The organism is Niveibacterium sp. 24ML, assembly GCF_026586805.1.
In the GTDB taxonomy this organism is placed as follows: domain Bacteria; phylum Pseudomonadota; class Gammaproteobacteria; order Burkholderiales; family Rhodocyclaceae; genus Niveibacterium.
This window is the reverse complement of record NZ_JAPFHA010000018.1, coordinates 92,914-106,391: the sequence shown is the minus strand read 5'-3', so window position 1 is coordinate 106,391 and position 13,478 is coordinate 92,914. Positions and strand designations below refer to the sequence as shown.

The following is a 13,478-nucleotide window of genomic DNA, read 5'->3' as shown; positions in this document are numbered from 1 at the left end:
GTACGTCCCGGATCGCTGGCCTTGCCCGGCAACTGTGCGGCGATCCGCTCAAATTGATCATCCCGCAGCCACATGCGTACCATCCTGACTCCACTCAAAAGTCAGGATATGAGCACAAGCAGCCATGCGTGAACAGCCCCTTTGTAAGCGATTGAACGTAAACGGAAAATTTGCGAATGCATCCCGATGGCATTTCGACGTCAAGTGATTGTCAACAGCCCCTAGTACGCAAAGGCTGGATCACCGCTGCGCGTCTTTGAGGAATTGCAATCGCGATAGCCGCCGTGCTTTGGTTCGGCGTGCTTCGATGGCTACCCGCCAGGACGGCTGCACCGTTTGCCAACCTGACTGTGATTAGTGGGCGAGTTGTTGTGGATCGCTGCTATTTCGGCGGTCGAAATCCCGTGAATTCGTGCTACCGATTAATAAGAGATGGCAAACGCGCCGCGCCGTTCGTTTCGAAAGAACTCGTTGATCGAAGTCTCGGTAGAACAATAGACATTGCCACCTCGCCCGTAGGGACCATGTGGATCGATCCGGCTGTCGCGCAGAAAGATCCTCGCGGGAGCGTCTATCAGCTAGCCATTGACGGTGTAGTCGTTCCGAATATGTCCTACGACCAAATTGTCGGGCGTATTCGGACATTCGAAATGCTTGGGCGGACCCTCGATCGGGCACTTGGCTCTCTTGTTGCTCTGCTCGTGATTGCAGCATCGATTGCGTTTTTAAAGTGCCGTCGGCTGGGCTGAGCACGGCGAAGCCCTGCGATTCGGCTTGCGATTAGCCGTATCGCGTTGCCACGGCCTGCCCGCTCAAGCCGGGTCCCGCCCCGGCGGGCGTCTTACTTTCTGGCAACAGCACCAGAAAGTAAGCAAAGAGTGCCGCCCGGCGTTCGCGGTCAGACACTGCGTGTCTGACTTCCCTGCGCTGCTCGCGAAGTCGGGCGGCTGCGGAACTCGCGCCGGACTAAGCCCGCCGCTCAGACAGTCCTCGCCGTCGGCGCTGCGCGCCGATCCCCCGACCCCGCTGCGCGGCTCGGCGCTCTCGACGGGACCCAAGGTCAAAACCGTCGGTGTTTCAACGTGCGTTGCGCATTCGTGGCGTCGATGCAGCGAAGCGGAGCCCAACTCAAACGCAGCTCCCGGATTCCGGCCGGAGGCCTGCATCCGCGCTGCATGAGGAGCACAACGGTTAAACGTCGACGCTTTTCCAATCCCCTCTGAAACGCCGAGCAGCGCAGAAGCATCGGGTTCCGACGCGTAGCGGCGGTGGCGAGGACTGTTTGAGGCCCACAGGGCCGAGTTCCGCAGCCACCCGATGCTTCGAGCAGCGCAGGGCACCCCTTGCGCAGCAAGGGGCGTTGAAGCGGGGCGACTTTCTTTGGGTACTTTCTTTGTTCGCACAAAGAAAGTACCCCGCCCGCCGGGGCGGGTCCCGGCTTGAGCGGGAAGGCCGCCGCAGACCGGCAGCGCAGATCGCAAGCCAAAGCGTTGAGCTTCGCGACACGAAGCACCAGCACGCGCCCAGCGCGCCGCTTGCTAGTCCCCCCAAGCCATGCCACCCGAAATCCAACAAGAAACCCAAGCCCCCGACCCCGTGCAGCGGGTAATCAAGATCCGCCGCGGCCGTCGCATTGCCGGCGAGGCGATGACGTGCTTCGCGCTGTCGGTCTCTGGCAGACCATCATGGCCGCCAAATCAAATGCTTACAGATTCTTCTTCAAGAAGGCTTCGACCCTAGCCCAGAAGTCGATCCGTGTTTTGCTCATTGCCCAACCGTGACCTTCATCCTGGTAGACAACGAGATCGGCAAGTGGATTGTGCTCGCGGATCGCTGCATACATCGCGTTGCCGTGCTCTATCGCGACTCTGGAATCCTCTCGCCCATAGGCCATGAGGAGCGGTTGCTTGATCTGCGCCGCAAAATTCACTGGAGAGACACTCTTCAACATGTCGGCATCGCGATCTGGATCCCCAATCAAAACCTTTAGGTCATAGTTCCGAGCATCCGACGAGATGTCACTCAGCCGATCCTGATACAGGTATCGAATGTCTGAAACCCCCACCCATTCAAAACCGCAGCGAAACAATTCTGGGTTCTTCGCCAACCCCATCAATGTGGCGTAGCCTCCGTAGCTAGCCCCTGCGATTGCCATGCGTTTAGGATCCGCGACGCCACTGGCAATGGCCCACTTGGCTGCATCAGCCAAGTCATCCTGCATTGCAAGTCCCCATTGCTTCCAGCCTGCTTTGAAGTGTGCAAAGCCAAAACCGGTGCTTCCGCGAAACTCGGGTTCAATGACGACATAGCCCCTCGATGCGAGGAACTGTGCCTCATCGGACCACTCCCAAGTAGCACCCCTCGCCCACGGGCCGCCATGGACAAGGACAACGGCAGGACGCGGTGCCTTGCTCTCACCAGCAGGCAGTGTCAGGTACACGGGGATCGATAGTCCGTCTCTCGCCACAAAGCGATGGAGTTCTCGGGTCCCAACCTGCTGCGGTTTGATTGACGGGCGTGATGCCCCAAGGAACCGCGGTTTGTCGTTCGCCCCGCCCACTAGCCAGAATGACACAGGCTGGCGGTCAGATACGGCGCTGATCAGATAGGCAGGCGACTCGCTGCAGTTACCACATGCGAGATGGTTGATCGTAGTCGGCAGGTACTCGTCCACGCTCTTCTGAATACTGACCATCTTGGGGTCGGTCCACGTTGTGCCCCACGCGTCGCTGAGATGGCGGAAGCCAAGCAATCGATTGGCGCGGCGATCAAATATGGGATATCCATTGAAGTCGTACCCTTCGATTTCGATGATCGCTTCACCTTCGGGTTTTCCTGCCTCTCGACCAAGTTTGTAAATTGCGCCTAAATCCCCTTTGGAGGCCGTTACATAAAGGTCCTTGCCGATTACGAATTTGGGCTGAAAGCCTTCACCCGAGAAGGCATCGAAATCCCCAATCGTGCGCCAAGCCTGGCCTTCTCTGATATGGATGCGATGACGCCCCTTATCCCATGCCTCGCCCGCCACCACTTCGTTTTGCGCATTTAAAGTCCAGCGAGAGATCCGCTCTGGCTGTTTTCCATCAAGCAGATCACGCAGTTCCAGCGTCTTGGTGTTTAGCCTGAACAAGCGTTCTGCCGTAATTTCCCAAACAGCCCGATCAACAATCAAGCGGCTCACCAGCACGTCGTCGGAACCATCGTGGAACGAGCCCTCAATCTGGTAATCCCACGGCAACATGCGTCGCTTGATCGTCGTTCCAGTAGTCTCTTGCTCATAGCCACCGCTCGCAGTTCTCAACTGCTTCCTGCTTTCACCATCCCGATTTACCGCGAACACCGCACCATTTGCTCGCCATGATGCGCCGCCCCGTACCGACGTCCGGTAGTACAAGCGGTCGTCGTTGATCCATCCCATATCGCTGACATCGGCGTCATTGAAGCTGGCAACTGTGTGCACCGATTTGAGCGTTGCGGTATCAAGAACAAGCAATGCTGTTCGGCCGTCACCGTTGATCCGTTGAATCGCGAGATGCTTGCCGCTTGGCGAAAGTTCAGCGCCGAGTACCGCGGACTCCGATTCGCCAAAGAAGTCCGGCACGCTCGGGGGTGAGACTTCAATCGAAGCGCCGTGAGTCGTCGAGTTCATGGCAAACAAGCACAGCGTCAGCGTGAAATACAGAAACCTCATGGGAGTTCTTTCATGGCCCGCCGATCGCCAGCATCCAGCGCATAGGCGGGCAAGGGTTGAAGGGGCGTGGGTGGCTCAACTTCCTGCTCAGACTGGATCTTATTGATGTGGCTATTGCTCCGCGCGGCAATGGATCACAAGCCGGCAGCATGGCCAAACGAATAGAGAAACCCGGCTGACATATTCAAACCTCGCGAAAGAGGCCACGACAGCGGAGGATGACCATGCAAGGGCCGTAGGTTGGGTTGGGTTGGGTTGGGCGCGGCGAAACCCAAAGTCAAATCCTCCCGCCACCAGATCACTACGGTGCGTTGTCCGGCGTCCCACCCCGGCTTGAACGGGAAGGCCGCCGCGAGCCGGCAGCGCACATCGCGAGCCAAGGCGTTGCGCTTCAAGAGGCCCAGCGCCAAACAGGCCAAAGCCCGGCGCGCCGCTTGCTAGTCCCCCCAAGCCATGCCACCCGAAATCCAACAAGAAGCCCAAGCCCCCGCTCCCGTGCAGCGGGTGATCAAGATCCGCCGCGATTACAACAGCTGGGTCGCGCGCGAAACCATGGAGGACTATGCGCTGCGCTTCACGCCGCGCAGCTTCCGCCGCTGGAGCGAGTTGCGGGTGGCGAACACGGCTTTTGGCGTGGCGTCCTTTTTGGTGCTTGAGGCGGTGGGCGCCACCATGTTGGTGCAAGCGGGCTTCATCAATGCACTGTTTGCGATCATCGCGACCGGACTGATCATCTTCCTCGCCGGCTTGCCGATCAGTTTCTACGCCGCCCGCTACGGGCTGGACATGGATCTGCTCACCCGTGGTGCAGGTTTTGGCTACATCGGCTCGACGATCACCTCGCTGATCTACGCTTCCTTCACCTTCATCTTCTTCGCGCTTGAGGCGGCGATCATGGCCTATGCGCTGGAGATGGCCTTCGGCATTCCGCCGGCATGGGGTTATGTGATCTGCGCGCTGGTGGTGATTCCGCTGGTGACGCACGGCGTCACGACAATCAGCCGCTTGCAGACGCTCACGCAACCGGTGTGGCTGGTCCTGCTGGCGCTGCCCTTCATCTTTGTGCTGTGGCACGAGCCGACTGTGCTCAAGGGGTTGGCGAACTATCCCGGGGCTGATGGGCAAGGTGGCAGCTTCAGTGTGCCGCTGTTCGGTACTGCCCTGGCGGTGGGCATCGCGCTGATTACGCAGATGGGCGAGCAGGCGGACTACCTGCGCTTCATGCCCGAACGCACGGCCGCCAATCGTTGGCGCTGGCTGGCGGGCGTGGTGATCGGCGGGCCCGGCTGGGTCGTGCTGGGCGTGGCGAAGATGCTGGGGGGCGCCTTGCTGGCGTGGCTGGTGCTGCGCAACGCGGTGCCCGCCGAAAAGGCGGTGGACCCGAACCAGATGTACCTGATCGGCTTCTCGCATGTGTTCAGCGCACCGGGCTGGGCGCTGTGGGCCACCGTGCTGTTCGTCGTGATTTCGCAGTTGAAGATCAACGTCACCAACGCCTACGCCGGTTCGCTGGCATGGTCCAACTTCTTCGCGCGGCTCACCCACAGCCACCCCGGCCGGGTGGTGTGGATGGTGTTCAACACGCTGATCGCGCTGATGCTGATGGAGCTGAATGTCTTTCAGGCGCTGGGGCAGGTACTGGGGCTGTACTCGAACATCGCAATCAGCTGGATGATGGCGGTGGTGGCGGATCTGGTGATCAACAAGCCGCTCGGGCTATCGCCGCGCGGCATCGAGTTCAAGCGCAGCCACCTGTACGACATCAACCCGGTGGGCGTAGGCAGCATGGTGATCGCCTCGGCGGTGAGCATCTCGGCCTGGGTGGGGCTGCTGGGCCCGGCGCTGCAGCCCTTCGCATCCTTCATCGCCATCACCACGGCGCTGGTCTGCTCGCCGTTGATTGCGTGGGCCACCGGCGGCAAGTACTACCTTGCGCGCGCGGCCGAACCGCGCAGCGCCGGCGCACACCGCTGCTGCATCTGCGATCGCGAGTACGAGTCGGACGACACCGCCCACTGCCCCGCCTACCAGGGGCCGATCTGTTCACTGTGCTGTTCGCTCGACGCGCGCTGTAACGATCTGTGCAAGCCGCACGCGCGACTCTCATCGCAGTGGAATGGCCTGCTGCGCAGCCTGTTGCCACGCGCCGTGCTGCCGTATGTGGATACCGGGCTGGGGCACTACCTGCTGCTGATGGCAGGTATCGTGCCTTTCCTCGCCTTGCTGATGGGGCTGCTCTACTACAACGAATGGGTGGTGATCAGCAGCGTGGATGCCGCCCTGCTGCCCCATCTGCAGCAGAGCTTCATCAAGGCGTTTGCCGCCTTGCTGCTGGTCAGCGGTGTGGTGGCCTGGTGGATGGTGCTCACGCACAAGAGCCGGCAGGTGGCGCAGGAAGAATCCAACCGCCAGACGGCGGCGCTGATGCAGGAAATTGCATCGCACCGCCGCACCGACGAGCAGTTGCAGAAGGCGCGGCAGGTGGCGGAACAGGCCAACCTGGCCAAGAGCCGCCACATCACCGCGATCAGCCACGAACTGCGCACGCCGCTCAACAGCATCCTCGGCTACGCACAGATCCTTGACGGTGACGAAGCGATACCGCCGCATCGGCGGCAGGCGGTATCGGTGATCCGGCGCAGCGGCGACCACTTGCTCTCATTGATCGAGGGCACGCTGGATCTGGCGCGGATTGAAGGCGGCAAGCTCACGCTCGACATCCGCGCGCTCGACTTCCCCGCATTCATTTCGCAGATCGTGGCGATGTTCGAACTGCAGGCCCACAACAAGGGCCTTGCCTTTCACTTCGAGCAGATCGGCGAGTTGCCTCCGGTGGTGCGGGCAGATGAAAAGCGGCTGCGCCAGATCCTCATCAACCTGCTTGGCAACGCGGTGAAGTTCACGCAGCGCGGCGAGGTGCGCTTCCGCCTGCGCTACCAGCGCGAGATGGCGCTGTGCGAAATCATCGACAGCGGCCCCGGCATCGCGCCCGACGAAGTCGAACGCATCTTCGAGCCTTTTGCGCGCGGCCGGGCGGCCAGCCAGGGGGGCGCCGGCGGCACCGGGCTCGGCCTGACCATCACCCGCATGCTGACCGACCTGATGGGCGGCGAGCTTTCGGTGAGCAGCAAACTCGGCCACGGCAGCACCTTCCTGGTTCGGCTCTTCGTGCCGCAGGTGCATGGCCTGCAGGCGGTGCGTGCGCGCGCGCATGCGCATCGCGTGGGCTATGTGGGCGTGCGGCGCCGCATCCTGATCGTGGACAATGAACGGGTCGACCGCGAACTGCTCAGCAGCATCCTCGCGCCGCTCGGTTTCGAGCTTGCCGAGGCGGCCAACGGCTACGAATGCCTCGAGCGTGCAAGCGAGTTCAAACCCCACCTCGTCTTCATGGATCTGGCAATGCCCGGCATCGACGGCTGGGAAACCCTTCGTCGCCTGCGCGAGCAAGGCTGCGACGCCAGGTTCGCCGTGCTCTCGGCAAACGCCTTCGACCGCGGACTCGAAAACGAGGTCGGTTTGCCGGCCGAGGACTTCCTCGTCAAGCCGCTGCGGGTGCAGCATCTGCTGGACTGGATCGGCAACAAGCTCGCGCTCGAGTGGGTCAGCACCGAGTCGCCGGCCCGGCCAGACTCCCCCAAACCCGCGCCCCCAACGCCGATGCGCTACCCTGACGAAGCCGCCCTCGCAGCGCTGGAATCAGCGATCACGCTAGGCTATCTGCGTGGCATCCTCGACACCCTGAGCACGCTCGAAAACCATGACGCGGCTTACCTTGAATTCGTTCGCGTGATGCGCGACCTGGCACGAAAATTCCAGTTCGAACCCATGCAGGAAATCATTCGCAAAGCGCGCAGCGCACAACACGGGCTGAACCATGCCGATCAGTGATCGCGCCGGCGTCGTGCTGATCGTCGACGACGTCCCCGAAAACCTTGCCTTGCTCCACGATGCGCTCGACGAAGCCGGCTACACCGTGCTGGTCGCCACCAACGGCCACGATGCGCTGATGCGCGCACGCCAGAGCCTGCCGGACGTGATCCTGCTCGACGCGCTGATGCCCGGCATCGACGGTTTCGAAACCGCGCGGCGCCTGAAGGCGGACTTCGCCACCCAGGCGATCCCGATCGTGTTCATGACCGGGCTGACCGAAACGGAACATGTCGTGGCGGCCTTCTCCGCCGGCGGCGCCGACTATGTGACCAAGCCGATCCGGCCGCAGGAAGTGCTCGCCCGCATCGCCGCGCACCTGCAGAACGCGCGCCAGATGCGCCAGGCACGCAGCGCACTGGACGCGTTCGGCCAGGCAACCGTCGCCGTCCGCGCGGCAGATGGCAAGCTGGTATGGCAAACGCCACTCGGGCGCGAACTGCTCCACGCCTACTTCGGCACCGAACGCAACGAAACGCCGCCGCGCCTGCTCGAATGGATCGCCGCCGCCGAGGCCGCACGCCGCGAGGGGCGGGAGTATGCCCCGCTACTCGTCAGCACCGAATCACGCCGCCTGCTCGCCAGCTTCCACGACCAGACCGGCGACGACGAATGGCTGGTGGTGCTGCGCGAAGAGAACGACGCCTCCGCGATCGAAGCACTGATCGCCGCCTTCCGCCTCACCACGCGCGAGGCCGAAGTGCTCTACTGGGTGGCGCAGGGCAAGACCAGCCCGGACATCGGCGCCATCCTCGGCAGCAGCCCCCGCACCGTCAACAAACACCTCGAACATGTGTTCGAGAAACTCGGCGTGGAAACACGCACCGCCGCGGCCAACCTCGCGCTCAAACGGATCCGCCTACGCGCTGACAACGGTGTTGGCTGAGATCAACAACGGCCAGCCAGTAGCCGCGGATTCCACACGATCATTGATCCGTGCTTTTGCTGGCCGACGTCGCTTTTGCGGTGAACAAGGGGTTGCGCCCGGCGCAGCGGCTGCGAGCCCACCGGACGCGACTTCGCACCATCTTCAGGTAAAGCGTTGCTGCGCAAGCGCAGCGCGCCGGCGGGGCGAAGGCTCAAACGCGCGGCGCGAAGCGGGTTTCAAGCCCGACGAGGACTGATCGAGGAAGGATCACGCCTGGGTTTGGGCAAGCGCGCTTTGTGCTCGGCGCAACCAGTCGCGGTTGATTGATCGTGCATGGGAATGCCAATGCGCAGCATCCGTAACGACCTCGCGGTACAAGGCGCTGGCGCGCCCGATCTCGCCTTGACTCACGAGCCAGTCTGCATAGCGGCACTTGGTCTCGGGCCCGTTTGCGACCCGAAGCGCACGCTCAAACGCATCGGCGGCACGATCAGGGCTTGCCAAGGCGCATGCGCGCGCAAACGCGAGCGACAGATCCGGATGGGCACGACGCTCTGGCTGCGCGGCAAAAAAGGCGTCGAGCACCCGCAACGCGGCAACGCCGTCATCGGTCGCCAACTGCGCGCAAACCAAGCCTTGAACGACAGCAAGGTCTTCCGCAAACGGCCCCTGCGCGGCCTGCTCATAGTGCTCGCGTGCAGCGCGGACATCCCCGGCATCGAGCAGGGCCCGCGCAAACTGCAAGCGGTTATCGACGGTCGGGGTGCGCTCAAACGCCTCACGGGCAATACGTAGCGCCCGCCCCGGGTCAATCGTTTTGACTACCAGCTTTCCTGCGGCCCGCGCACCACGACTATGGCGCGCTTCGGGCAAGTAGATCGCAAAGAAATAGGCAATGCTGCCGAGCAAGGGGAAGGCAAACAGGATCATCAGCCAGTAAAGGTTCTGTCCCCGCCGAATGGCGTGGATACCGAAGAACAGGGCAACGATCAGGTGGAATCCGATTCCGAGAATAGGCATGTTGTCAGCGTCCGCGTGGTCGGGACGAGATGGGAGGGAAGGCCTGAATGATGACAAAGATGCCGCGCCGGCGCTTGTGCGCAATCAACCCGCCCCATAGACAGTCAGCGCCGGATGCTCGGGCGCAACCTCCGCGATCGTCGCGTTGATCAGGCGCCGCGCGATCGTGATCTGGTGCGGCAGCGGCGGCAGCGCATCGATCGGGAACCAGGCGGCATCGAGGATCTCGGCCGGGTCGGCGACGATCTCGCCGCCCGCCCAGTCAGCCACAAAAGCGATCATCAGCGAATTTGGGAAGGGCCAGCACTGGCTGCCGAAGTAGCGCAGGTTCTTGATGCGCAGACCGACTTCCTCGAACACCTCGCGATGCGCGCAGTCCTCCACCGACTCGGAAGGCTCAACGAAGCCGGCCAACGCGCTGTAGATCACGCCGGGGAAGCGCGCACCGTGCGCCAGCAACAATTCACGCCCGGCAGGGCCGTCACGCTTGACCAGCACCATCATCGCCGGTGCAAGCCGCGGGTAGGCGATCTGCCCGCAGGCCGGGCAACGTTTGGCGCGGCATTCGTCGAAAGCTTCGTTTGCCGCGCCGCATGCGCCACAGAATCGGTGGCTGCGTTCGAAGTCGAGCAGTTGCTGCGCGCGCCCTGCGATGGCGAGCAAGGCTTCAGGCAAGCGATTGAACAGGCTGCGCAAGGGTTCGGCCGAAAAGCCCGGCGGCAGTTCTTCGCACTGCGTATGCGCAACCCAACAGCACGCCTTACCGAGACGGCCGACACCGCGCACCTGCGAAGCGTCCACCCCCAGGCTATGCAGCGCGGGGGCTGTCACCAGCTCAGCCGCCCCTTCTGCGCCGGTAATGACCAGCCCTTGGTGATGAAAGATGAACCAGAGCCCCGCCTCGGCAGGGCCGGCGTACGGAAAGCTCACCACTTGGAAAGTTTCAGGTAGCAGCATCGGGCTTGCGTGACGGGGTCGGCCTTACGGCAAACCTCGGATATTGCCTCAGGCGTATTCGTCCTGCCCGGCTAGCTCCACCCGCCCCTTGCCGGCGCCCTTGGCGCGGTACATCGCGGCATCTGCGGCGCGGACCAGGACGCGGGGATCGGAATGCCTTGACTGAGCGAGCGCGACGCCCACGCTGGCGCCCACCTGAACCGTCCCGCCGGCAAGATGGATCGGCTCGGAAATCGTGCGAATCAATCGCTCGGCGAGGGCGCGCGCTTCGCCGGCACCGTCCGAAGTGCTCGCAAGCAGCGCGAATTCGTCGCCCCCCAGACGTGCAACCAGATCGCCTTGACGCAAGGCACGCTGCAAACGCTGCGCGACCACCTTGAGCAGTGCGTCGCCGGTGTCATGGCCAAAGTTGTCGTTCACTGCCTTGAACCCGTCGAGATCGACAAACAAGACCGCAAACGGGCTGCCTTGCGCATGGCGCCGCTCAAGCTGTTGGTCATAGGCGCGCCGATTTGCCAAACCGGTGACGGTGTCGCTCAAGGCCGCATCGCGCAAGGCATCGGATTCAGCGCGTGCGGCCGATACATCCTGCGCCACATAGACGATCGACGCGGCACGCCCGGCACGCCCGACCGGCGTGCCCGACAGCAACAACCAGGTGTTGCGCTGGCTGCCGCGCACCCGCGCCTCGACGTTCTTGAGGCCGGAGGCTCCGGCAAGATCAAGCAATTGGCCAAGCGGTTGTCCAAGTACGAGTTTGCCGGGCTGATCGAGCAAACTCATCATGGCAGCATTGGCGTATTCGACCAGGCCTTCCGAGTTCGCAACGAAGACAGGTACTGCGACTTTGTCGATTGCGGCGCTGCGCCATGCGGCCAGGCGACGCGCCTCGAAAAACCTGCGCATTGCCCGCTCGGCCAGCAATTGCCCCGTAATCACAAACGCGGCAGCCGGAAATGCCACGCTGGAATACGCCACCACATGAAAACCGTCGGGGATCCCGCTGAGGGCATGCAACACAAGCGGCGCCACGGGCAACGCCAGGTTGAGGGTGAGATTGACCCGAAACGGGAACACGAAGCTCACGACCGGCGCGAGCAGGTAGAAGAACATGAAGCCCGGCATGCCAAGCAAGGCGCCCTGGGTGATCTTGTCGTGCACGACACAGAGCAGCAGCTCGATCAGCACGGTGCAAAGCGCCGCGAGCCAGGCCCCGACATCGCTGCGGGCATAGAGCTTGACGCTCAACGGCACCACCAGGCTTAGCAAGACCATCGCAATGCGCACATGCAGGGTGTCCATCGCATGGGGAGGGTCCACGCCCCATTCCCAGCCCCACATGGCCGCCGTCAGTGCAGGCGTGAACAGCGAGGCGTGGAAAGCCAGGCCGCGAAACTGTTCGTACTTTTCTGCAAGGAAGGGGTCGGAAAAACGTTCGCGCATTGGGCGGTTCGGCTACGGGTTATGCACATAACGACGCCTCGTCGCGTTTCTTGAGCGGCACCAGTGGCTGCATGGCAGGTGGCGCAAGGCACCGCGCGCCCCTACGCAATCTGACGTATTCCGCGATCCGGCCGCCGGCCCTACTGTGGCACCGCAGCATCCCCACTCACCCCGTTACTCCAAATCCGAATCGAGGAAGAGCGCTCATGAGCACCCGCCGCAATTTCGTCAAAATGACTGCGCTGTCCGCCGCACTGGCGATCAGTGGTTTCACCTCGCTTGCCGCACAGGCGGCCGACACGATCAAGGTCGGCATCCTGCATTCGCTGTCGGGCACGATGGCCATCTCGGAAACGGCGCTGAAGGAAACCGCGCTGATGGCGATCGAAGAGATCAACGCCAAGGGCGGCGTGCTGGGCAAGAAGCTCGAACCGGTGGTCGTTGACCCAGCCTCGAACTGGCCGCTGTTCGCCGAGAAGGCACGCCAGCTGCTGTCGAAGGACAAGGTCGCCGTCACCTTCGGCTGCTGGACCTCGGTGTCGCGCAAGTCGGTGCTGCCGGTCTACAAGGAACTCAACGGCCTGCTGTTCTACCCGGTGCAGTACGAGGGTGAAGAGCTTGAGAAGAACGTGTTCTACACCGGCGCCGCGCCCAACCAGCAAGCGATTCCGGCAGTGGAATACCTGATGAGCAAGGATGGCGGCGAAGCCAAGCGCTTCGTGCTGCTGGGTACCGACTATGTGTATCCGCGCACCACCAACAAGATCCTGCGCGCCTTCCTCAAGAGCAAGGGCGTTGCCGATACGGACATCATGGAGGAGTACACCCCCTTCGGGCACTCCGACTACCAGACCATCATCGCCAAGATCAAGAAGTTCGCCTCTGAAGGCAAGAAGACCGCGGTGGTGTCGACGATCAACGGCGACTCCAACGTGCCCTTCTACAAGGAACTGGGCAATGCCGGCCTGAAGGCCACCGATGTGCCGGTCGTCGCCTTCTCGGTGGGTGAAGAGGAGCTGCGTGGCGTCGATACCAAGCCGCTGGTCGGCCACCTCGCCGCATGGAACTACTTCCAGTCGATCAAGAACCCGACCAACGACGCGTTCATCAAGGCTTACCGCGACTGGGCCAAGAAGAACAAGCTGCCGAAGGCTGAAACCGTGGTCACGAACGACCCGATGGAAGCCACCTACATCGGCATCTACATGTGGAAGCAGGCGGTCGAGAAGGCCAAGAGCACCGATGTCGACAAGGTGATCGCCGCGATGGGCGGGCAGACCTTCAAGGCACCGTCTGGCTTCACGGTGAAGATGGACGAGAAGAACCACCACCTGCACAAGCCGGTGTTCATCGGCGAAGTGAAGGCGGACGGCCAGTTCAACGTGGTGTGGAAAACCAAGGGCCCGATCAAGGCGCAGCCGTGGAGCCCGTACATCCCCGGCAACGACAAGAAGAAGGACGAGCCGGAAGGCAAGTAATCGCCTGAACGCAGTACCGATGCCGCAGTGCAGTCGCGCTGCGGCCCTCGCGGCCGGTGCCCTCGTCAGGGTGCCGGCCGCCACCCCGAAA

Annotated in this window: 7 protein-coding genes; 3 read left to right on the top strand and 4 right to left on the bottom strand. The window is 62.5% G+C overall.

Annotation, left to right across the window (positions count from 1 at the left end; translation table 11 throughout):
• Positions 1-1,705 precede the first annotated feature (1,705 nt).
• Positions 1,706-3,691, bottom strand: a complete 1,986-nt coding sequence (locus OPU71_RS15315; RefSeq protein WP_267728882.1) for an alpha/beta hydrolase family protein — start codon at positions 3,689-3,691, stop codon at positions 1,706-1,708.
• 504 nt (positions 3,692-4,195) lie between these two features.
• Here OPU71_RS15315 and OPU71_RS15310 point away from each other — a divergent pair.
• Both OPU71_RS15310 and OPU71_RS15305 read left to right on the top strand, forming a co-directional pair.
• Positions 4,196-7,582, top strand: a complete 3,387-nt coding sequence (locus OPU71_RS15310; protein WP_267728881.1) for an ATP-binding protein — start codon at positions 4,196-4,198, stop codon at positions 7,580-7,582.
• Positions 7,569-8,507 carry a response regulator transcription factor gene (locus OPU71_RS15305; protein ID WP_267728880.1) on the top strand — a complete coding sequence of 313 codons (939 nt, stop codon included), beginning with the start codon at positions 7,569-7,571 and terminating at the stop codon, positions 8,505-8,507. Before OPU71_RS15310 ends, OPU71_RS15305 begins: the two co-directional genes overlap by 14 nt.
• A 249-nt stretch (positions 8,508-8,756) precedes the next feature.
• On the opposite strand, the gene OPU71_RS15300 is transcribed toward OPU71_RS15305, so the two are convergent.
• From OPU71_RS15300 to OPU71_RS15290, 3 genes are all read right to left on the bottom strand, one after another.
• The gene (locus tag OPU71_RS15300) at positions 8,757-9,509 is read right to left on the bottom strand and encodes a hypothetical protein (RefSeq protein WP_267728879.1); all 753 of its coding nucleotides are present in this window, start codon (positions 9,507-9,509) and stop codon (positions 8,757-8,759) included.
• Between the two features lie 84 nt (positions 9,510-9,593).
• Complete coding sequence (gene nudC / locus OPU71_RS15295; RefSeq protein WP_267728878.1) at positions 9,594-10,466, bottom strand: NAD(+) diphosphatase; 873 nt, start codon at positions 10,464-10,466, stop codon at positions 9,594-9,596.
• 48 nt (positions 10,467-10,514) lie between these two features.
• On the bottom strand, positions 10,515-11,909 hold the full coding sequence (locus OPU71_RS15290) for a sensor domain-containing diguanylate cyclase (RefSeq protein ID WP_267728877.1): 1,395 nt from the start codon (positions 11,907-11,909) through the stop codon (positions 10,515-10,517).
• A gap of 206 nt (positions 11,910-12,115) precedes the next feature.
• Here OPU71_RS15290 and urtA point away from each other — a divergent pair, with 206 nt between their 5' ends.
• Entirely contained in the window at positions 12,116-13,387 is a 1,272-nt protein-coding gene (gene urtA / locus OPU71_RS15285; RefSeq protein ID WP_267728876.1) for an urea ABC transporter substrate-binding protein, read from the top strand.
• Positions 13,388-13,478 lie beyond the last annotated feature (91 nt).